We start from the raw sequence: 21,277 nt of genomic DNA, 5'->3' as shown, positions 1-21,277 counted from the left end.
GGCCTGGCTTTGCACGTCCTTGCGACCCATGGTCGGACCGGAAGAGGAGATTACTTCTTGTCCTTCACCTCGGTGAACTCGGCATCCACCACGTCGCCTTCCACGGTCTTCTCGCCGCCGGAAGCTGCACCGGCTTCGGCACCGGGGGCGCCGCCGGTAGCCTGCTGCTGGGCGTACATCTTCTCGCCCAGCTTCTGGGCGGCGGCGGCCAGGGCCTGGGTCTTGGCTTCGATCTCGGCCTTGTCGGTGCCGCGCACGGCGTCTTCCACTTCCTTGATGGCGGCTTCGATGGCGGCCTTTTCCTCGTCGGACAGCTCCTTGCCGTACTCGGTCAGGGACTTCTTGGTCATGTGCACCATGCCGTCGGCCTGGTTGCGGGCATCGGCCAGCTCATGGACCTTCTTGTCCTCTTCGGCGTGCAGCTCGGCATCGCGCACCATGCGTTGCACTTCTTCCTCGGAGAGGCCGGAGGAGGCCTGGATCTTGATCTTGTTTTCCTTGCCGGTGGCCTTGTCCTTGGCGGAGACGTGCAGGATGCCGTTGGCGTCGATGTCGAAGGTGACTTCGATCTGGGGCATGCCGCGGGGGGCCGGCGGGATGTCGGACAGGTTGAACTGGCCCAGGCTCTTGTTGCCGGAAGCCACTTCCCGCTCACCCTGCAGCACGTGGATGGTCACGGCGTTCTGGTTGTCGTCGGCGGTGGAGAAGACCTGGCTGGCCTTGGTCGGGATGGTGGTGTTCTTCTGGATCAGCTTGGTCATGATGCCGCCCAGGGTTTCGATACCCAGGGACAGGGGAGTCACGTCCAGCAGCAGCACGTCCTTCACTTCACCCTGCAGCACGCCGCCCTGGATGGCAGCGCCGACGGCCACGGCTTCGTCCGGGTTCACGTCCTTGCGGGGATCCTTGCCGAAGAACTCCTTCACCTTGTCCTGCACCTTGGGCATGCGGGACTGGCCGCCCACCAGGATCACGTCGTCGATGTCGCTGACCTTGATGCCGGCATCCTTCAGCGCGGTGGCGCAGGGAGCGATGGTGCGTTCCACCAGGTCGTCCACCAGGGATTCGAACTTGGCCCGGGTGATCTTCTGGGTCAGGTGCTTGGGACCGGAAGCGTCAGCGGTGATGTAGGGCAGGTTGATTTCGGTCTGCTGGGAGGAGGACAGCTCGATCTTGGCCTTTTCGGCGGCTTCCTTCAGGCGCTGCAGGGCCAGCACGTCCTTGGACAGGTCGGCGCCCTGTTCCTTCTTGAATTCGGTGACGATGTAGTCGATCAGGCGCTGGTCGAAGTCTTCGCCGCCGAGGAAGGTGTCGCCGTTGGTGGACAGCACTTCGAACTGGTGCTCGCCGTCGATTTCGGCGATTTCGATGATGGAGATGTCGAAAGTGCCGCCACCCAGGTCATACACGGCGATTTTCTTGTCGCCCTGCTTCTTGTCCATGCCGAAGGCCAGGGCCGCGGCGGTGGGTTCGTTGATGATGCGCTTCACTTCCAGACCGGCGATACGGCCGGCGTCCTTGGTGGCCTGGCGCTGGCTGTCGTTGAAGTAGGCGGGCACGGTGATGACGGCCTCGGTCACTTCCTCGCCCAGGTAGTCCTCGGCGGTCTTCTTCATCTTGCGCAGCACTTCGGCGGAAACCTGGGGCGGGGCGATCTTCTTGTCGCGCACGTCCACCCAGGCATCACCGTTGTCGGCCTTGACGATCTTGTAGGGCATCAGGGCGATGTCCTTCTGCACTTCCTTTTCCTCGAAGCGGCGACCGATCAGGCGCTTCACCGCGAACAGGGTGTTGCGCGGGTTGGTCACGGCCTGGCGCTTGGCGGGGGCGCCGCACAGCACTTCACCGTCTTCGGCATAGGCGACGATGGAGGGGGTGGTGCGGGTGCCTTCAGAGTTTTCGATGACCTTGGGCTGGCCGCCTTCCATGATGGCGACGCAGGAGTTGGTGGTGCCCAGGTCGATACCGATGATCTTGCCCATGTTTCGTGTCCTTTCAGAGTGGCGGCGGTGGGGGCCTTCGGCCCGGCGCACCCGCCGGAATCAATACGAATTGCTTTCTGCACCCCAAATGGGGGTGGGGTCGGCTATTTCAAGGCTGTTTCCAGCCTTTTTTGCCGAAAATCAGGCGTCCTTGCCCTTGGCGACCATGACCATGGCCGGGCGCAGCACCCGGTCGGCGATGAGGTAGCCCTTTTGCAGCACATTCACCACGGTGTTGGGTTCCTGCTCGGACTCCACCATGCCGATGGCCTGGTGCTTGTTGGGGTCGAACTTCTGGCCCACCGGGTTCTCTTCCTTGACGCCGGATTTCTCGAAGGCGGAGAGGAGGTTCTTCAGGGTCATGTCCACGCCGACCCGCAGGGAGTCGGGGTTGGTGTCGGCCAGGGCCATTTCCAGGGTGTCCTTCACCGGCAGCAGGCTCTCGGCGAATTTCTCGATGGCGAACTTGGAGGCCTTGGCAATGTCTTCCTGGGCCCGGCGACGCATGTTCTCGGTCTCGGCCTTGGCCCGCAGCCAGGCGTCGTGGTGTTCCTGGGCGTTCAGTTCGGCCTGGCGCAGCAGCTCTTCCAGGCTCGGGGTGGTGTCGGTCTGGCCTGCAGCGGGCTGGGCCACGGATTCGGGGGCATTGGCATCGCCGCCCAGTTCCAGGGGTTCCTGAGGCTTGTTTTGATCTTGCATGGGGATTCTCCGGAAAAACTTTTCTCCACGTGGGGGCGCTCTCGGGGATTTCAAGCCCCGGGGCGTGATTAATTTCCGCCGGCCTCCGCCGGGGCTTTGCTAGCATCTGCCGATGCAGACCAAAACGCCTCGCGGGGACTGAACCATGCCGGAACGCATCGGCCGCTACGAAGTCGTCCGGGAACTGGGACGGGGAGCCACCTCCATCGTCTATCTGGCCCGGGACCCGCAGGCCGTGGACGAGTCGCGCCGTCAGGTGGCGCTCAAGCTGATGCGCCTGGGGGGGGAGAATGCGGCCCTCTCGCGGCGCCTGCTGAAGCTGTTCCAGACCGAGGGCAGCATTGCCCGGCGCCTGGACCATCCTCACATCACCCGGGTCTTCGACGCGGTGATGGAAGAGGTCAATGGGGAGCAGCGCACCTACATGGTCATGGAGTACGTGAATGGCACGCCCCTGGACCAGTTCTGCGCCATCGACCGCCTGCTGCCCATGCACCGGGTGGTGGGCATCATCTTCAAGTGCTGCCTGGCCCTGGACTACGCCTTCCGCCAGGGGGTGGTGCACCGGGACATCAAGCCGGCCAACATCCTCATCGATGCCGACGACAATCCCAAGATCACCGATTTCGGCCTGGCCCTGAATCTGCAGAAGGACGTGGGCAAGGATTCCACCTTCGTCATGGGAGTGGGTTCGCCGGCCTACATGTCGCCGGAGCAGGTCAAGGGTTATCCCCTCAACCACAAGACCGACCTCTATTCCCTCGGGGTGGTGCTGTTCCAGCTGCTCACCGGCCGCACGCCTTTCCGGGCCCCCACGTCGGCAGCCCTCATGTACAAGATCGTGAACATGGATACGCCCTCGGTCTGCGCCCTCAATCCGGCCATTCCGGAGGCCATGGACGGCATCATCCGCCGGGCCCTGGAGAAGGACCTTTACAGCCGCTACCGCAACGGGGCCGATTTCGCCAAGGACCTGTCCACCGTCCGCTACCAGATTCTGGACGAGGACGACACGGCCCGGGACATGGTCCGCTTCGACCGGCTGCGGCAGCTGCCCTTCTTCGCCAGCTTCGAGGATGTGGAACTGTGGGAGGTGCTGCGCATCAGCATCTGGCGCGAGATTGCGCCCAAGGTGGAGTTGATGCGGGAAGGGGACGAGGACCGGCGCTTCGGCATCATCGTCAGCGGCTATGCCGAAGTCTCCCGGGACGGGCGCGCCATCTGCCGCCTGGGGGCCGGCGAGGTGCTGGGGGAAATGGCCTACCTGCATCCGGAAAGCCCGGAGCGCAGTGCCAGCGTGGTCACCCTGGAGTCCACCGTCTTCCTCGAGGTCAGCGGCCCGGCCCTGGAACTGGCCTCGGAAGAGCTGATCGAGCGCATGCGCCGCGCTCTCATGGCGCGGGTGGTGGAGCGGCTGCGGGAGGCGGACAAGATCCTGGCCCGTTTCGGCGACAAGGCGGTGGAGGGGGGCGGTGCCCGCAGCGGCGGCGTTGATTACGCCGAGCTCGACTGCGACCTGGAGTTGCTGCCGCCCATCGAATAGCGGACTGACCGCCGCCGGCAGCGCCGCAACAAAAGAAAACGCCCGGAGGCTTGGTGCCTGCCGGGCGTTTTATTGTGGGCGGTCCGGGATCAGACCTTGAAGCGACCCACCGTGTTCTGCAGGGAATCGGCCAGGGCTTCCAGGGACTGGGCGGCGGCAGCCGTCTGCTCCACGGATTCGTTGTTTTCCCGGGCCATGGCGGCGATGGCCTCGATGCTGTCCGCCACTTCGCCGCTGACCCGACGCTGCTCGTCGGTGGCGCCGGCGATGGCATCCAGGCCGTGGCCCACTTCGGTGACGGAGCCGTTGGCGGCCTGCAGGATGTCGGCCACGTTGGTGACCGAAGCCTGGCTGGAGGACAGGTGGCCCAGGCCCTCTTCGATGGCCCGCCGCACATTGACCGACTGGGCCGAGAGGGTTTCGGTGATGGCATCGATCTCGCTGGCGGAGCGGGAAGACTTCTCGGCCAGTTTGCGCACCTCGTCGGCCACCACGGCGAAGCCCCGGCCCTGCTCGCCGGCCCGGGCCGCCTCGATGGCGGCGTTGAGGGCCAGCAGGTTGGTCTGCTCGGCGATGTCCTTCACTTCCTGGGTCATCTTGTTGATGGCGTCGGTGTTGCGCACGAACTCATTCACTGACTCGGCCATTTCCTTGACCGTCTGCTCCACGTTGTTCATTTCCTCGAGCAGGTGGCCCAGGCTCTTGTTGCCCTCCTCGGAGCGCTTCAGGCTTTCCTGAGACTGCTGTTGTACGTGCTCGGCGCTCTGGGAAATGGCGGCGATGGACGACACCATCTGTTCCACGGCGGAGGCGGCAGTGACGGACTTCTCGTTCTGCTGGTGGGAGCCGTCGGCCACCTGGGAGGCGCTCTGGGCCAGGGCATGGGCCTTGGCGGAAACCTCGGTGGCGGACTGGCTGACCTGGCGCACCAGGGTGGAGAAGTTCTCCATCACCTGATTGAAGACGGTGGCGGCCAGGCCCACTTCGTCCCGGCCCTTCACTTCCAGGCGGCGGGTGAGATCCCCTTCGCCGGTGGCGATGTCCTGCAGGCCGTGGGTCAGATGCTCGATGGGAATGGTGACGAAGTGGCGGATGAACAGGTAGATCACCGCCAGCAGCAGCAGGCTGGCACCGAAGGCGGCGGCAGCGATCTTCAGGCGGAAGGCGTTGACCTCGGCGTCCACCTTGTCGAGGGAAACCTTCATGCTGACCAGGCCGAGGACGGACCCTTCCGGCACCTGGTGGCACATGATGCAGTTCTTGCCCAGGTAGTTGGTGGAAGCCAGGGTGGGGGTGACCACCCGCAGATAGGTGGCGCCGTTTTCTTCATGCACGGCGGTATAGGCCTTGCCGCTCTGCATCGCCTGTTGCTCGATGCTGTCCATGGGACGTTTGTCCTTGGTGTCGGGGCCGAAAATCTTGCTCACGGCTTCGCCGCGGACCACGTGCAGGTCCTTGATGACGGAGAGCTGCTTGATCTGGTCGAGGAAGACTTCGCGCTGGCCGACGGTGCCGGTGATCATCATGCCGGTGAGGCCGGCCATGGTCATTTCGTGGATGCTGCCGGCAAAATCCTTGGCTTGGCCGATGGCTGTTTCCCGATTGACTTCGGATTCCCAGACGATCATGCCTGTCCATACGGCAATGAGCATGAACCAGATGGCTGCGGTGAGGCGCACCCAGATTTTCAAATCGGCGATACGAGCCATAATCTCCCTTGGTCCTCGGCTTTAATTTGTCGGTCCTGCCGCTATACAGTCAAGTCCAGTTGTTGGATCGAGCCAACGCCTCCATTCTGCTGTAAAAACACGCCGGAAGCCAGCACTGAAGCCTGTAGCCGGTTCTGCGCCGTCTTCACCTCGAAGGGGGTGGCCAGATGTTGCAGGCCGATGGCGCCCACGCCCTTGTCTGCCAGGGAAAGTAGCTGGTCCCGGCCAGCCCCGTCTTTGATCCAGATTCTTAACTGTTCGAAAATGGGGTCGTTCTCGTCGATCCAGCCGTTGCGGTCGGCGTCGTAGGCGGCCAGTTCGGCAAAGCCGTCGCCGCTGCGGGTGCCGAACAGCTCGCCGCCGTCCGTGGCGCTGCCGTTGCCGTCCTTGTCGAAAACCAGGAAACCGCTGCCGCCGCTGGTGAAGTTGACCATGTCGTCCTTGCCGTCGCTGTCGATGTCGAAGGCGAAGCGCTGGTCGGTCAGCTGGGCGGCGGTGCCGGCGAAATTGAGCACCAGGGGGTCCTTCTTCACCGCATCGCCGGCGCGGAGGCTGACGCTGCTTTCCTCGTGGTAGAGCCGGCTCATGGCCAGGTTGAGGTCGAAGCTGATTTCCTTGCCGTCGCTGGTGCGCACCTTTCCCTGGGCGGAGAAGGTGGTCTGTTCCATTTCCGTGTAGGACTCGTGGTGGTCGTATTCAACCCCGTAGCCGGCCTTGGCCGGTGCTGCGTCGGCCGGTACGCCGCCCGCTGCCTGGCCGGCCGCAAGCGTGCCCGTTTCGGCGCTGAGATCGGTCTGGCTGAGGAGCTCGATCTTGCGGCCGGTGAAGTACTCGATCAGGGTCTTGAGCAGGGCCAGCTTGGGTTCCAGCGTCTCTTCGGCCTTGGCGCCGGCAGCCTCCACCCCGTCCTGGGCCTGGGCCGCCAGGGCTTCCGGGGACAGGCTGACACTGGTGGCCGGCGATGTCGGGGAGGCTGTCGCCAAGTCGCCGTTGCCTTCGAAGTCGGGTCGCCGGTCGCCGACCCAGACGCGCAGGCTTTCGCTGACTTCATGGTGTTGCAGGCTGGCATGGCTGGCGGCCATCTGGACGTCGGCAGAGGCGATTTTCATGGGAGGCTCCGGGTGGCGGGTGGCTACCTCGTCTACGGCCTCCCGGAGCAAAGGTTGAGGCGTTTCTACACGTCCACGCTGCGCAGCCAGCGGATCAGGTTGGCTGCATCCATGGCGCCGGCCTGGCGGGCCACTTCCCGGCCGCCGCGGAAGAGGGCCAGGGTGGGAATGCTGCGGATGCCGAAGCGGGCGGCCATGGCCGGTTCGGCTTCCGTATCCAGCTTGAGCAGGCGGTAATGGGGTTCCAGTTGCCGGGCCGCCTGGGCGAAGGCGGGAGCCATCATGCGGCAGGGGCCACACCAGGGGGCCCAGAAATCCACCAGCAGGGGCAGGTCGGAGTGGCCCAGGTGGGCCTCCAGGGCGGCGCTATTGACTGCCAGGGGCTCGCCGGTGAACAGCGCTGCCTTGCAGCGGCCGCAGGTGGGCTGTTCGGTCAGGCGCTGGGTGGGCAGGCGATTGACGGCCTGGCAGTGGGGGCAGACCAGGTGCAGGGATTCGGGGGCGGCCATGGCGGGCTCATTGATTAGACTTGTCTAATATGGAGACGCCGCCCCGGTCTTCAAGAGGGGGTCAGCGGGAGGCGCCCCGGGCCTGGGCCCGCAGGGCGCTCTGCTCCAGGGCCGCCTGGTCCGGGGCTTCCCCGGTGGGCCAGCCTGAAAGGTGCGTCGTGACGATGTCGGCGAGGGCCTCGATCCAGTCCGGCCGCTCGTTGAGGCAGGGGATGTAGCCGTAGGTCTTGCCGCCGGCAGCGAGGAAATCGGCCTTGCCTTCCATGGCGATCTCCTCCAGGGTTTCCAGGCAGTCGGAGGTGAAGCCGGGGCAGATGACGTCTACCCGTTCCACCCCTTCCTTGGCCAGCCGGTGCAGGGTGGGGGCGGTGTAGGGCTGCAGCCATTCGGCCTTGCCGAAGCGGGACTGGAAGCAGATTTCCACCCGCTCCTTGGGCAGGCCCAGGGCTTCGCTGAGCAGGCGGCCGGTCTTCAGGCATTCGCAGTGGTAGGGGTCCCCCAGTTCCAGGGTGCGTTTGGGGACGCCGTGGAAGCTCAGCATGAGACGGTAGGAAGGGCCGGGCTGGCCGTTCTCCGCCCAGTACTGGCGCACGCTGGCGGCCAGGGCGGCGATGTAGCCGGGATGGTCGTGGAAATTGCGCACGGCGCGGATTTCCGGCTGGTTGCGGCTCTGCTGCAGCCAGGCGTAGGCCGCATCCAGGGCGGTGGCCGAGGTGCTGCCGGCGTACTGGGGATAGAGGGGCAGCAGCAGGATGCGGGTGCAGTTCTGCTGCTTCAGCCGCTCCAGGGCATCGGCTACCGAAGGCTGGCCGTAGCGCATGGCGTAATCCACCACTAGGCGGTGGCCGGCCTGGCCCAGGGTGCCCTTGAGCAGCTTGGCCTGGCGTTCCGTGTGTACCCGCAGGGGCGAGCCTTCGGGCAGCCAGACGGAGGCGTACTTGGCCGCCGACTTGGCGGGGCGGGTGTTGAGGATGATGCCGTTGAGGATGGGCCACCAGATGAGGCGGGGAATCTCCACCACCCGGGGGTCGGAGAGGAATTCCTTGAGATAGCGGCGCAGGGCCGGCGCCGTGGGGGCGTCGGGGGTGCCCAGGTTGATCAGCAGAACCCCGGTCTGGGGGGCTGTGCCGTGCTTGAATTCGGGTTCCGGACGGAAAAAGGGCATCAGGTATTGGCCTGGTAGGTAAGGGCGGAGGAGAGCAGCTTGGCGGTGATGTCCACGATGGGGATGACCCGCTCGTAGGCCATGCGGGTGGGGCCGATGACGCCGACGGAGCCCACCACTTGGCCATTCACCTCGTAGGGGGCGGTGACGACGCTGCATTCGTCCAGGGGCGCCAGGCCCGATTCGCCGCCGATGTAGATCTGCACGCCGTCGGCGTTGTTGGAGATGTCGAGCAGGCGCACCAGGCCGGTCTTCTGTTCGAAGAGGTCGAACAGCTCCCGCAGCCGCTTCATGTTGGAGGACAGTTCCTCCACTTCCAGCAGGTTCTTCTCGCCGGAGATGACGTACTGGCTGGCGCTGTCGTTCAAGGCCTGGTTGCCGGCCTCCAGGGCCGAGGCCATGAGGATCTTCAGGTCGTCCTGCAACTGCTGGATTTCGCCGGTGAGGCGCTGGCGGATCTGGTCGAAGTCCAGGCCGGCGTAATTGTGGTTCAGGTAATTGGCCGCCGTCGTCAGCTCCGACGGCGAGTAGGGCCGTTCGGTGAGCAGGATGCGGTTCTGCACGTCGCCGTCGGTGGTGACGATGATGAGCAGGATGCGCTTTTCCGAGAGGCCGAGGAATTCGATCTGGCGGATGGTCGGCGTCTTGCGCCGCGGTGTCACGACGATGCCGGCAAACTGGGTCAGTTCCGAGAGCAGGTGGGAGGCGTTGCCGATCAGCTGCTGGGGCTGGGTCTGGATCAGCTGCCCTTCCATCTCGTGGATCTGGTTTTCCTGCAGGGGCTGCACCGCCAGCAGGCTGTCCACGAACAGGCGGTAGCCCCGGGGCGTGGGAATGCGGCCGGCGGAGGTGTGGGGGCTGGCGATGAAACCCTGTTCCTCCAGGTCCGCCATGACGTTGCGGATGGTGGCCGGCGACAGGTCCAGCCCGGAGAAGCGGGAGAGGGCGCGGGAGCCCACCGGTTGGCCTTCGGCGATGTACCGTTCGACCAGGGTCTTGAGCAGGATGCGGGCGCGGTTGTCGAGCATGAATCGATTTTACCGAAAATCGCCGGGGCCGCCAGGAGTTGCATCCGCGCCGTGCCGCCGGGGGCGGGGGGTTTTGTGGTTTAATGCGGGCCATGAAAGGCTCCGGTCACCATTCCCCTTCGCGTCCCATGGCACTTCCCCGCACCATTGCCCTGATTGGCAAATACCACAGCCCGGAAATTGCCGAATCCCTGCGTTCCCTCGGCCAGTATCTGAGCGAGCGGGGCGTCTCGGTGCTGGTGGAGGCCGACACGGCCGCCAATGTGGGGGAAAGCCGCTGGATGACCGGCGATTTCCAGTTCATCGGCGCCCATGCTGACCTGGCCATCGTCCTCGGCGGCGACGGCACCATGCTCAACGCCGCCCGCCACCTGGCCCGCTACAAGGTGCCCCTGGTGGGCGTGAACCAGGGCCGCCTGGGGTTCATGACCGACATTGCCCGCTGCGACATGCTGTCCTGCATGGAAGACCTGCTGGACGGCCGCTTCGTGCCGGAGGAGCGCCTGATCCTGGACGCCGAGGTGATCCGGGACGGCAAGGAAGTCTGCGCCAACCAGGCCCTCAACGACGTGGTGATGGACAAGGGCGCCATCGGCCGCATGATCGAATTCGAGCTGTTCATCGACGGCGAGTTCATCTACAACCTGCGGGCCGACGGCCTCATCATCTCCACTCCCACCGGCTCCACCGCCTACGCCCTCTCGGCCAACGGCCCCATCCTGCACCCGACCCTGGGCGGCATCGCCCTGGTGCCCCTCTGTCCCCATTCCCTGACCAACCGGCCGATCACGGTGTCGGACCGCTGCGAGATCGAGTTGCGGGTGATCCAGTCCGCCGACGCCCGGGTGCACTTTGACGGCCAGGTGGCCTTCGACATCCGTCCCGACGACTGCGTGCGCATGCGCCGCTCCGCCTACAACGTCTGTTTCCTGCACCCGCCCGGCTACAGCTACTTCGCCATGCTGCGTCAGAAGCTCCACTGGAGCAAACGTCCCAAGGGGCCCTGAACCATGCTGCAACGTCTGAACATTCGCGATTTCGTCCTGGTGGACCGGCTGGAGCTGGATTTCCAGGGCGGCTTCGGCGCCCTCACCGGCGAGACCGGCGCCGGCAAGTCCATCCTGGTGGACGCCCTGGCCTTCGTCCTCGGCGAGCGGGCCGACAGCGGCCTGCTGCGGGCCGGGGCCGAGAAGACCGAAGTGGGGGCCGAGTTCGACATCCGTGCCCTGGCCGAACTGAAGTCCTGGCTGGCGGAGAACGACTTCGCCGCTGACGATGACCTGCTGCTGCGTCGCATCCTGGATGCGGGCGGCCGTTCCCGGGCCTACATCAACGGCTCTGCCGCCACCCTGCAGCAACTGCGACAGGCCGCCGAATGGCTGGTGGACATCCACGGCCAGCACGCCCACCAGTCCCTGTTGCGGGGCGAGGCCCAGCGCCAGCTGCTGGACGCCCATGCCGGCCATGCCGACCTGGCCCGCAGCGTCGGCGAAGCCTGGCGCACCTGGCGCGACGCCCGGGATTCCCTGGATGCGGCAGCCGAAGGCGGCGAAGCCCTGGCCCGGGAGCGGGAACAGCTGGAATGGCAGGTGCGGGAACTGGAGACCCTGGCCTTCTCCGCCGACGAGTGGGAAAACCTCAACCAGGAACACAAGCGCCTGGCCCATGCCGCCTCCCTGCTGGAAGGGGCCCAGTTTTCCCTGGGCCTGCTGGCCGAAGGCGAGGGGGCCTGCGAAGCCCAGGTGCGTGCCGTGGCCTCCCGTCTCGACGGTCTGGCCGAATACGACCCGGCCCTGAGCGAAGTGGCCCAGCTGGTGCAGTCGGCCGAAGCCGAGCTGGCCGAAGCCGTCAGCGCCCTGCGCCGCTACGCCGACCGGGTGGATCTGGACCCGGCCCGCCTGGCCGAGGTGGAACGCCGCCTGGAGGCCGTCATGGGTTGTGCGCGCAAGTTCCGCGCCCTGCCGGAGGAACTGCCGGAACTGTTGTCCCGCTGGCAGCAGCGTCTCGCCGAGCTGGGCGAGGCGGGCGACCTGGCGGCCCTGCAGGCCAGGGTGGATGCGGCTCGCCAGCAATACGACAAGGATGCGGCCAAGCTCTCCAAGGCCCGGGCCAAGGCGGCCAAGGCCCTGGGCGACGAGGTCAGCCAGGGCATGCAGGAACTGGCCCTGGGCGGCGGCCGTTTCGAAATCGCCCTGGTGCCCGTGGCCGGCGGCAATGCCCACGGCCTGGAAAACATCGAATTCCGTATCGGCGGCCTGGCGGGCAGCGAAGCCCGTTCCCTGGCCAAGGTGGCCTCCGGCGGCGAACTGTCCCGCATCAGTCTGGCCATCCAGGTGGTCACCAGCCGCCAGGCCAGCGTCCCCACCCTGATTTTCGACGAGGTGGACGTGGGCATCGGCGGCGGCGTCGCCGAGGTGGTGGGGCGCCTGCTGCACCGCCTGGGCCGGGAGCGCCAGGTGCTGTGCGTCACCCACCTGCCCCAGGTGGCGGCCCGGGCCGACTGGCAGTGGCAGGTGGCCAAGTCCAAGGAGGGCGCCGCCATCAAGAGCCGGGTCACGCCTCTGGACGCAGCGGGTCGGGTGGAGGAAATCGCCCGCATGCTGGGCGGCGTGGAAATCACCGCCACCACCCGGCAGCACGCCAAGGAACTGCTCGGTCAGGGCTGAGCCCGACTTGGCCCCGGCCCGGGGCCTGGGCTATGGTGAGGTAATCTACTTTCCCGCAAACGGGGCTGTCGCCCCGCTGCGGCCTTGAGTGTCTGCCATGATCGGCTCCCTCTCAGCTTCCGGCATTGCCAGTGTCTATCCTGTCGCCACGGGAGGCGTTGCTGCACCCGTGCAGCGGCCGGCGGCCGGCGGCGCCAAGGCGGCCGAGAGCGGCAGCGGAGCATCTTCGTCGGGCAGTGGCAGTGCGGCGGCTTCAGGTGCCGAGTGGAACGGGGGCTACGGCCAGTCCCTGGGCAAGAACCCCTTCGCCGCCGCTGCCGGGAAGAGCGAGCTGTCGGAGGACGAGCAGCGGCAGGTGGAAAAGCTGAAGGAGACGGACCGCAAGGTGCGCGCCCACGAGCAGGCCCACATCGCTGCCGGCGGCGCCCTGGTCCAGGGCGGCGCCAGCTATACCTACGACAAGGGGCCGGACGGCCGCATGTATGCGGTGGCGGGAGAGGTTTCCATCGATGTGTCGCCGGGCCGCACGCCGGAGGAAAGTCTGGCCAAGGCCCAGCAGATCCGTGCCGCCGCCATGGCGCCGGCCGATCCTTCGCCCCAGGACCGGCGCGTGGCGGCAGGCGCCGCCAGGCTGGAGAGCAGCGCCCGGGCCGAGCAGGCCAAGGAACAGGCTACGGAGGCGGCTGCGGCCCAGGAGGGGAGCGGTTCCACCGGAGGTGTGTCTGGATAGCAAGCATTGACGCAGGTTGCAGCGGAGGCTGCCGTGGCAGGTCCGTCCGGTGCGGCTTCTGGCGGTGGGGCCAGGGGAGAGGCGGCCTATCGGCTGGAGAGCGTGGGCGTCAGGGAAACGGCTGTTTCCCGCTCCCGCGTCGATCTCTTCGCCTGAGGCGCGGATTCCGCCGCGGGGCGGTAGCGCTGCACGGCATTCTCGAAGAAGCCTTCGCTGCGCAGTTTTTCCACCGCGCTGCGGATGCGGGGCAGGTGGCCGAGCTGGGGGGATTTCTTCGACATCTGGGCCCACACCTCGGTCTTCTGCAGCATCAGGCGCGGCCAGGGCTGGCTCGGGTAGCCCCGCTTCTGCAGCAGGTGGTGCAGGGAGATGCTGTTGCCGGCGATGGCGTCCAGGCGGCCGCTGAGGAACATGTCCACCAGGGTTTCGTAGTCCCGCACTTCCACCTTGTTCAAACCGGCGTCGCCGTCGAGACGGGGGTTGAGGCGGATGTCCTTGACCAGGCCGATGCGCAGGCCCTGCAGGTCGTCATAGCTGCGCAGGGTGCTGCCGGGGCGGGCCAGCACCAGGGTGTGGAAGCTGAAGAGATAGCCCGCGTACTCGACGTAGGCATCCCGGTCGTCGGAGCGGATCAGATAGGTCAGGTCGCAGTCGCCGCTCTGCAGCTCCTTGCCGACCCGGCCATAGGGCAGGGTGTTCAGTTCCAGGCTGAGGCCGGTTTCCCTGGCCAGCTCCCGGCTGATGTCCACGAACACGCCGCTGAGCTGGCTCTTGCGCTCGTTGCCGCCGTCCCGGCTGTAGTAGGCCCAGGGTTCGCTGTGCATGAGGCCCACCCGCAGGCCGGCCGTGGCCGTATCGCCGCTATGGACGAGAGCCGGCAGGCCCAGGCAGAACAGGGCCAGCGCATGGCGGGACAGGGATCGACGGGAAAACCCCATGGAGGCGCATAGGCGTAACGATGTAGAACAAAAGTTATACCCCGCCCCTCCCGGGGGGTCAAGCGCCGGTGGTCAGCAGGGTGGCGCCGCCGGTCAGGACGAAGACCAGGGCGGCGAGGCGGCGGATCCAGTCCAGAGGCAGGCGATGGGCCAGCTTTTCGCCGATCAGCACGGCCGGCACGTTGGCGATCATCATGCCCAGGGTGGTGCCCAGGACCACGGCGGCCAGGGAATCGAAGCGGGCGGCCAGGGCCACCGTGGCGAACTGGGTCTTGTCCCCCATCTCCGCCAGGAAGAAGGCGATCAGGGCTGTGATGAAGGCGCCGCGGGCCAGGGTCTTGGGCGTCTCGTCGTCGTCCAGGGTGTCCGGCTTCAGGGTCCACAGGCCGAAGGCGATGAACAGGATGCCCACCGACCAGCGCAGGATTTCCGGACTCAGCAGGGAGGCGACCCAGGCGCCGACGGAACCGGCCAGGGCATGGTTGGCCACGGTGGCGACGAAGATGCCGGCGATGATGGCCCAGGGCCGGCGCAGGCGTGCCGCCAGGACGAAGGAGAGAAGTTGGGTCTTGTCGCCGATTTCAGCCAGGGCGACCAGCAGGGTGGAGGTGAGGAGGGCGTCCATACAAAATAAAAGCCGGGGCAAGCCCCGGCGTCATGGCAAAGGAATTGGAGGATCAGGCGTCGTGAGGCAGGTGGTGCTTGTCCACGTGGGCGTCCGGGGAATTGCGGTGGGGACAGTTTTCCTTGAGGCACTCGGCGTAGAGGTAGAGGGCGTGCTCCTGGATGGCGAAGCCCCGTTCCTTGGCGATCTTGTTCTGGCGCCGCTCGATCTCGGGGTCGTAGAACTCTTCCACCCGGCCGCAATTGACGCAGACCAGGTGGTCGTGATGCTTGCCCTCGTTCATTTCGAAGACGGCACGGCCGGATTCGAAAAAGTGGCGTTCCAGGATGCCGGCCTGCTCGAACTGGGTCAGGACCCGGTAAACCGTGGCCAGGCCGATGTCCATGCCTTCGGCGATGAGGAGCTTATAGACGTCTTCGGCGGAGAGGTGGCGGACGTTGCTCTTTTCGAACAGGTCCAGAATCTTGAGTCGGGGAAAGGTGGCCTTGAGACCGATGCTCTTCAGGCTCTGGGAATTGCTCATGTCGCACCCTATTTGATAGGTTGGTCTGATTTTTTGGGCTATGATATACCGATTCACTTTGCTTGGACACCGCTGGAATCCAGCGTTTTGCCGCATGAGTCGCTTCCATATCCCTGCCTTTGATGGCCATTTCCGCCATAGTTCCCGGATTTTCCTTTCGGCCCTGGTCGTTTCCTCGACCTTGCTCGCCGGATGCTCCGTTCCCCGTATCGTCACCGAATACAAAATCGATGTGCAGCAGGGCAATGTCCTGACCCAGGACATGGTGGCCCAACTGCGCCCCGGGCTGAGCAAGGACCAGGTTCGCTACATCCTGGGGACGCCCATGTTGATGGACATTTTCCACGGCGAACGCTGGGATTACGTCTATCGGCTGGAAAAGGGCAAGACTGGGGAAACCGAGACCCGCAAGTTCTCCGTTTTCTTTGCTGACGGCAAGCTGGCCCGCGTCGGTGGCGACGTGGTGGCGGCCCAGGCCGGCGAGGCCGGTGGTGACGTGGTGCCGCCGACCCGGCAGCAGGTGATCGACCTTGGGTCCATTCCCGAGGACGGAAGTGTGCAGGCGCCGCCGCCCGACAGCGAGCGGGGCTTCTTTGGACGAATGCTGGATAAGGTTGGACTGTAATTCATGAGCAAGTTGCGTATTGCCGTGGCCGGGGCTTCCGGCCGTATGGGCCGGATGTTGATCGAAGCCACCCTGAAGGATGGCGAAGTGGTGCTGGGTGCCGCCTTTGACCGCCCGGGCAGCCCCGCTGTGGGTAAGGATGCGGGCGACCTGGTGGGCCAGCCCTGTGGCGTCCAGGTGCTGGATAGCGCCGAGACCGCCCTGAAGCAGGCCGACTGCCTGATCGACTTCACCCGCCCCGAAGGCACCCTGGAGCACCTGGCCCTGTGCCGCAAGCTGGGCGTGGCCATGATCATCGGCACCACCGGCTTCGACGAGGCTGGCAAGGCCGCCATCCGCGACGCCGCCCAGGATATCCCGGTCGTCTTCGCCCCCAACATGGCGGTGGGCGTGAATCTGGTGTTCAAGCTGCTGGATGTGGCGGCCCGCATTCTCAACCAGGGCTACGACATCGAGATCGTCGAAGCCCACCACAAGCACAAGATCGACGCCCCTTCCGGCACCGCCCTGCGCATGGGCGAAGTGGTGGCCCATGCCCTGGGCCGGGACCTGAAGGAATGCGCCATCTACGGCCGCGAAGGCGTCACCGGCGAACGGGATCCTTCCACCATCGGCTTTGCCACCGTGCGCGGCGGCGACATCGTCGGCGACCACAACGTGATGTTCTGCGGCACCGGCGAACGGGTGGAGATCGCCCACAAGGCCGGCAGCCGCATGCCTTACGCCCTGGGCAGCCTGCGGGCGGCCCGCTTCCTGGCGGGCAAGAAGAATGGCCTGTTCGACATGCAGGACGTGCTGGGCCTGCGCTGAGCCTCCTCCGGGGGCGGCCGCGAAGCCGCTCCGGGCCGTGACGTGCTGCGCCGCGATTGCCCCAAAAGGGGGCAGTCGGCTATAATAGTGCGGTTAAAAAATCAATTCGTGAAAGCGGGAGGGCGCTGAGCCCATCCCGCTTTGCGTATGTGCCCCGGTGAAACCGGTCCTGCCTGTGTGGCGGCAGGGCTGTCCGGGGTCCGACAGCGCGTCACGAGTACCACGAATTCGCCGCCCGGAGTCTTTTGTGTCCCTGCTTCCTGCCTTTTCGCCCGCCCTGCTTGCCCTGGCCGACGGCACCGTGTTCCGCGGTTACGCCATCGGTGCCGAGGGCACCACCAGCGGTGAAGTGGTGTTCAACACGGCCATGACCGGTTACCAGGAAATCCTGACCGACCCGTCCTACTGCCGTCAGATTGTCACCCTCACCTATCCCCACATCGGCAACACCGGCTGCAATGCGGAGGACTTCGAGTCCCGCGCCAACTTCGCCGCCGGCCTGGTCATCCGCGACCTGCCGATCCGCGCTTCCAACTGGCGTATCGAGCAGACCCTGCCCGACTATCTGAAGCAGCATGGCGTCGTTGCCATCGCCGGCATCGACACCCGCAAGCTGACCCGCATCCTGCGCGAAAAGGGCGCCCAGGCCGGCTGCATCATCGCCGGCGTGGCCGACGAAGCCAAGGCCTTGGCCGAAGCCCGCGCTTTCCCGGGTCTGGCCGGCATGGACCTGGCCAAGGTGGTCAGCGTCGATTCCCCCTACCAGTTCAGCGAAGGCGAGTGGACCCTGAAGGGTTACGCCGCCGCCCCCGCCGCCAAGTTCAAGGTGGTGGCATACGATTACGGCGTCAAGACCAACATCCTGCGCATGCTGGCTGCCCGCGGCTGCGACGTCACCGTGGTGCCGGCCCAGACTCCTGCGGCCGAGGTGCTGAAGTACAAGCCGGATGGCGTCTTCCTCTCCAACGGCCCCGGCGACCCCGAGCCCTGTGACTACGCCATCACCGCCATCCGTGAAATCCTGGCGGCCGGCGTGCCCACCTACGGCATCTGCCTGGGCCACCAGCTGCTGGCCCTGGCTTCCGGCGCCAAGACCCTGAAGATGAAGTTCGGCCACCACGGTGCCAACCATCCGGTCAAGGATCTGGACACCAACCAGGTGCTGATCACCAGCCAGAACCACGGCTTTGCCGTGGATGTGGACACCCTGCCGGCCAATGTGCGGGCGACCCACGTGTCCCTGTTCGACGGCTCCCTGCAAGGCATCGCCCGCACCGACGTGCCGGCCTTCTCCTTCCAGGGCCACCCCGAGGCGAGCCCGGGCCCCCACGATGTGGCCTATCTGTTCGACCGTTTCATCAAGCTGATGCAAGACAAAAAGGCCGAGGGAAAGTAACTCATGCCCAAGCGCACAGACATTAAGAGCATTCTCATCATCGGCGCCGGCCCGATCATCATCGGTCAGGCCTGCGAGTTCGACTATTCCGGCGCCCAGGCCTGCAAGGCCCTGAAGGCCGAGGGTTACCGGGTCATCCTGGTGAACTCCAACCCCGCCACCATCATGACCGACCCGGAAACGGCCGATGTGACCTACATCGAGCCCATCTCCTGGAAGGTGGTGGAAAAGATCATCGAAAAGGAGCGTCCCGACGCCCTGCTGCCCACCATGGGCGGCCAGACTGCGCTGAACTGCGCTCTGGATCTGGCCAAGCACGGCGTGCTGGAGAAGTTCGGCGTCGAGCTGATCGGCGCTTCCGAGGAAGCCATCGACAAGGCCGAGGACCGGGAAAAGTTCAAGGCCGCCATGACCAAGATCGGTCTGGGCTCCGCCCGTTCCGCCGTGGCCCACTCCATGGAAGAGGCCCTGCAGGTGCAGGCCATGATCGGCTTCCCGGCCATCATCCGTCCCTCCTTCACCCTGGGCGGTTCCGGCGGCGGCATCGCCTACAACAAGGAAGAGTTCGTCACCATCTGCGAACGGGGCCTGGAAGCCTCGCCGACCAAGGAACTGCTCATCGAAGAGTCCCTCATCGGCTGGAAAGAGTATGAGATGGAAGTGGTCCGCGACAGCAAGGACAACTGCATCATCATCTGTTCCATCGAGAACCTGGACCCCATGGGTGTGCATACCGGTGACTCCATCACCGTGGCCCCGGCCCAGACCCTGACGGACAAGGAATACCAGATCATGCGCAACGCCTCCATCGCGGTGCTGCGCGAGATCGGCGTTGATACGGGCGGCTCCAACGTGCAGTTCGCCATCAGTCCGAAGGACGGTCGCATGATCGTCATCGAGATGAACCCCCGGGTGTCCCGTTCCTCCGCCCTGGCCTCCAAGGCCACCGGCTTCCCCATCGCCAAGGTGGCGGCCAAGCTGGCTGTCGGCTACACCCTGGACGAGCTGGCCAACGAGATCACCGGCGGCAAGACCCCGGCCTCCTTCGAGCCCTCCATCGACTACGTGGTCACCAAGGTGCCCCGTTTCGCCTTCGAGAAGTTCCCCACCGCCGATTTCCACCTGACCACCCAGATGAAGTCCGTGGGCGAGGTCATGGCCATCGGCCGCACCCTGCAGGAATCCCTGCAGAAGGCCCTGCGCGGCCTGGAAGTGGGTGTGGACGGCTTCGACGAGAAGACCACCGACCGGGAAGTGATCGAGACCGAACTGGCCGAACCCGGCCCCGAGCGCATCTGGTACGTGGGCGATGCCTTCCGCATCGGCATGACCCTGGACGAGATCCACCGCCTGACCCACATCGACCCCTGGTTCCTGGCCCAGATCGAGGACCTGCACCTGAAGGCCAAGTCCCTGGCCGGCCGCAGCGTCGATTCCCTGTCCCGGGAAGAGCTGCTGGTGCTGAAGAAGTGCGGCTTCTCCGACAAGCGCCTGGCCAAGCTGCTGGCCACCACCCAGACCGCCGTGCGGGAGCGTCGCCACGCCCTCAACGTGCGTCCGGTGTTCAAGCGCGTCGATACCTGCGCCGCCGAATTCGCCACCAACACGGCCTACATGTACTCCACCTACGAGGACGAGTGCGAGGCCCAGCCCAGCGACAAGAAGAAGATCATGGTCCTGGGCGGCGGTCCGAACCGCATCGGCCAGGGCATCGAGTTCGACTACTGCTGCGTGCATGCCGCCATGGCCATGCGCGAAGACGGCTACGAGACCATCATGGTCAACTGCAACCCGGAGACCGTGTCCACCGACTACGACACCTCCGACCGTCTGTACTTCGAGCCCCTGACCCTGGAAGACGTGCTAGAAGTGGTCAATGTGGAGAAGCCCGTCGGCGTCATCGTCCAGTACGGCGGCCAGACCCCGCTGAAGCTGGCGCGGGACCTGGAGGCCAACGGCGTGCCCATCATCGGTACCAGCCCCGATATGATCGACGCGGCCGAAGACCGGGAACGCTTCCAGAAGCTGCTGCACGAGCTGGGCCTGAAGCAGCCGCCCAACCGCACCGCCCGCAACGAAGCCGACGCCCTGGCCCTGGCCCAGGAAATCGGTTATCCCCTGGTGGTCCGCCCCTCCTACGTGCTGGGCGGCCGGGCCATGGAAATCGTGCATCAGCAGTCCGATCTGGAGCGCTACATGCGCGAGGCGGTGAAGGTCTCCAACGACTCTCCCGTGCTGCTGGACCGCTTCTTGAACGACGCCTGCGAAGTGGACGTGGATGCCCTGTCCGACGGTGACGAAGTCATCATCGGCGGCGTCATGGAACACATCGAACAGGCCGGCGTGCACTCCGGCGACTCCGCCTGTTCCCTGCCGCCTTACTCCCTGACCAAGGAAGTGACCGACGAACTGCGTCGCCAGACCAAGCTGATGGCCAAGGCCCTCAACGTCTGCGGCCTGATGAACGTGCAGTTCGCCATTCAGAACGACACCGTGTATGTGCTGGAAGTGAATCCCCGCGCCTCCCGCACCGTGCCCTTCGTTTCCAAGGCCACGGGCCTGCAGCTGGCCAAGATCGCCGCCCGCTGCATGGCCGGCCAGAGCCTGAAGAGCCAGGGCATCACCAAGGAAGTGATTCCGCCTTACTTCTCCGTCAAGGAAGCGGTGTTTCCCTTCGTCAAGTTCCCCGGTGTCGATACCATCCTGGGGCCGGAAATGAAGTCCACCGGCGAAGTCATGGGTGTGGGCACCACCTTCGCCGAAGCCTTCGTCAAGAGCCAGCTGGCGGCCGGCGTCAAGCTGCCCACCGGCGGCAAGGTGTTCCTCTCCGTCAAGGATTCGGACAAGACCAAGGCCGTGGATGTGGCCCGTGACCTGCACGCTGCCGGCTTTACCATCCTGGCGACCCGGGGTACCGGTGCCGCCATGGAAGCGGCCGGCATTCCGGTGACCGTGGTGAACAAGGTGACCGAAGGCCGTCCCCACATCGTGGACATGATCAAGAACAACGAGATTGCCCTGATCATCAACACGGTGGACGAGAAGCGCCAGGCCATCAACGATTCCCGCTCCATCCGGACTTCCGGACTGGCCGCCCGGGTCACCATGTACACCACCATCTGGGGTGCCGAGGCTGCTGCCGCCGGTATCCGCCAGGGTGGCGAACTGGTGGTTTATCCCATCCAGGCGCTGCACGCCCAGATTTCCTGATCAATCCTAA

At 65.5% G+C, this 21,277-nt stretch carries 18 protein-coding genes; 8 read left to right on the top strand and 10 right to left on the bottom strand.

All coding sequences use genetic code 11. The features are described from left to right. Nucleotides 1-50 precede the first annotated feature (50 nt). Both dnaK and grpE read right to left on the bottom strand, forming a co-directional pair. Nucleotides 51-1,982, bottom strand: coding sequence for a molecular chaperone DnaK (gene dnaK, locus OEL49_RS00535; protein WP_205229871.1), 1,932 nt, complete (start codon nucleotides 1,980-1,982; stop codon nucleotides 51-53). Nucleotides 1,983-2,123: 141 nt separating this feature from the next. Further along, complete coding sequence (grpE, locus tag OEL49_RS00530; protein WP_014238094.1) at nucleotides 2,124-2,681, bottom strand: nucleotide exchange factor GrpE; 558 nt, start codon at nucleotides 2,679-2,681, stop codon at nucleotides 2,124-2,126. Between the two features lie 145 nt (nucleotides 2,682-2,826). On the opposite strand from grpE, the gene OEL49_RS00525 reads away from it, so the two are divergent. Then, the gene (locus OEL49_RS00525) at nucleotides 2,827-4,224 is read left to right on the top strand and encodes a serine/threonine-protein kinase (RefSeq protein ID WP_287873734.1); all 1,398 of its coding nucleotides are present in this window, start codon (nucleotides 2,827-2,829) and stop codon (nucleotides 4,222-4,224) included. A gap of 89 nt (nucleotides 4,225-4,313) precedes the next feature. Here OEL49_RS00525 and OEL49_RS00520 read toward each other — a convergent pair whose 3' ends face one another. The 5 genes from OEL49_RS00520 to hrcA form a co-directional block, all read right to left on the bottom strand. Next, on the bottom strand, nucleotides 4,314-5,933 hold the full coding sequence (locus OEL49_RS00520; protein WP_014238092.1) for a methyl-accepting chemotaxis protein: 1,620 nt from the start codon (nucleotides 5,931-5,933) through the stop codon (nucleotides 4,314-4,316). A 41-nt stretch (nucleotides 5,934-5,974) separates the two neighbouring features. After that, on the bottom strand, nucleotides 5,975-7,042 hold the full coding sequence (locus OEL49_RS00515) for an FG-GAP repeat domain-containing protein (RefSeq protein ID WP_205229870.1): 1,068 nt from the start codon (nucleotides 7,040-7,042) through the stop codon (nucleotides 5,975-5,977). A 65-nt stretch (nucleotides 7,043-7,107) separates the two neighbouring features. Continuing rightward, the gene (gene trxC / locus OEL49_RS00510) at nucleotides 7,108-7,551 is read right to left on the bottom strand and encodes a thioredoxin TrxC (RefSeq protein WP_205229869.1); all 444 of its coding nucleotides are present in this window, start codon (nucleotides 7,549-7,551) and stop codon (nucleotides 7,108-7,110) included. A gap of 61 nt (nucleotides 7,552-7,612) precedes the next feature. Next, nucleotides 7,613-8,716, bottom strand: coding sequence for a ferrochelatase (gene hemH, locus OEL49_RS00505; RefSeq protein ID WP_287873733.1), 1,104 nt, complete (start codon nucleotides 8,714-8,716; stop codon nucleotides 7,613-7,615). Beyond that, entirely contained in the window at nucleotides 8,716-9,744 is a 1,029-nt protein-coding gene (gene hrcA / locus OEL49_RS00500) for a heat-inducible transcriptional repressor HrcA (protein WP_130458770.1), read from the bottom strand. Before hrcA ends, hemH begins: the two co-directional genes overlap by 1 nt. Nucleotides 9,745-9,872: 128 nt before the next feature. Here hrcA and OEL49_RS00495 point away from each other — a divergent pair, with 128 nt between their 5' ends. The 3 genes from OEL49_RS00495 (at nucleotide 9,873) to OEL49_RS00485 (ending at nucleotide 13,140) form a co-directional block, all read left to right on the top strand. Beyond that, nucleotides 9,873-10,751 (top strand): NAD kinase, encoded by an 879-nt coding sequence (locus OEL49_RS00495; protein WP_014238087.1) that lies wholly within the window; start codon nucleotides 9,873-9,875, stop codon nucleotides 10,749-10,751. Nucleotides 10,752-10,754: 3 nt separating this feature from the next. Further along, nucleotides 10,755-12,410: a DNA repair protein RecN gene (gene recN / locus OEL49_RS00490; protein ID WP_287873732.1), complete on the top strand. Its 1,656-nt coding sequence runs from the start codon at nucleotides 10,755-10,757 to the stop codon at nucleotides 12,408-12,410. 97 nt (nucleotides 12,411-12,507) lie between these two features. After that, on the top strand, nucleotides 12,508-13,140 hold the full coding sequence (locus OEL49_RS00485) for a putative metalloprotease CJM1_0395 family protein (protein ID WP_287873731.1): 633 nt from the start codon (nucleotides 12,508-12,510) through the stop codon (nucleotides 13,138-13,140). An 86-nt stretch (nucleotides 13,141-13,226) separates the two neighbouring features. Here the strand turns inward: OEL49_RS00485 and OEL49_RS00480 are convergent, their stop codons facing one another. Genes OEL49_RS00480 through fur form a run of 3 tightly spaced genes read right to left on the bottom strand, consistent with a single transcriptional unit; the run spans nucleotide 13,227 to nucleotide 15,226 of the window. Next, a complete protein-coding gene (locus tag OEL49_RS00480; protein ID WP_287873730.1) occupies nucleotides 13,227-14,078 on the bottom strand; it encodes a substrate-binding periplasmic protein in 852 nt (283 codons plus the stop codon). Nucleotides 14,079-14,136: 58 nt separating this feature from the next. Beyond that, nucleotides 14,137-14,703, bottom strand: a complete 567-nt coding sequence (locus tag OEL49_RS00475; RefSeq protein ID WP_014238083.1) for a TMEM165/GDT1 family protein — start codon at nucleotides 14,701-14,703, stop codon at nucleotides 14,137-14,139. A gap of 52 nt (nucleotides 14,704-14,755) precedes the next feature. Continuing rightward, a complete protein-coding gene (gene fur / locus OEL49_RS00470; RefSeq protein WP_130458766.1) occupies nucleotides 14,756-15,226 on the bottom strand; it encodes a ferric iron uptake transcriptional regulator in 471 nt (156 codons plus the stop codon). Nucleotides 15,227-15,320: 94 nt separating this feature from the next. Here fur and OEL49_RS00465 point away from each other — a divergent pair, with 94 nt between their 5' ends. From OEL49_RS00465 to carB, 4 genes are all read left to right on the top strand, one after another. Continuing rightward, nucleotides 15,321-15,851: an outer membrane protein assembly factor BamE gene (locus tag OEL49_RS00465; protein WP_130459285.1), complete on the top strand. Its 531-nt coding sequence runs from the start codon at nucleotides 15,321-15,323 to the stop codon at nucleotides 15,849-15,851. 3 nt (nucleotides 15,852-15,854) lie between these two features. Then, nucleotides 15,855-16,661, top strand: coding sequence for a 4-hydroxy-tetrahydrodipicolinate reductase (gene dapB / locus OEL49_RS00460; RefSeq protein ID WP_130458765.1), 807 nt, complete (start codon nucleotides 15,855-15,857; stop codon nucleotides 16,659-16,661). Nucleotides 16,662-16,908: 247 nt separating this feature from the next. Next, nucleotides 16,909-18,057 carry a glutamine-hydrolyzing carbamoyl-phosphate synthase small subunit gene (gene carA / locus OEL49_RS00455; RefSeq protein WP_287873729.1) on the top strand — a complete coding sequence of 383 codons (1,149 nt, stop codon included), beginning with the start codon at nucleotides 16,909-16,911 and terminating at the stop codon, nucleotides 18,055-18,057. 3 nt (nucleotides 18,058-18,060) lie between these two features. Next, nucleotides 18,061-21,267 (top strand): carbamoyl-phosphate synthase large subunit, encoded by a 3,207-nt coding sequence (carB, locus tag OEL49_RS00450; RefSeq protein WP_014238078.1) that lies wholly within the window; start codon nucleotides 18,061-18,063, stop codon nucleotides 21,265-21,267. The last annotated feature ends 10 nt before the right edge of the window (nucleotides 21,268-21,277 follow it).

This window comes from Azospira sp. (assembly GCF_030247495.1).
In the GTDB taxonomy this organism is placed as follows: domain Bacteria; phylum Pseudomonadota; class Gammaproteobacteria; order Burkholderiales; family Rhodocyclaceae; genus Azospira; species Azospira oryzae.
This window is presented reverse-complemented; position numbering and strand designations above follow the sequence as displayed.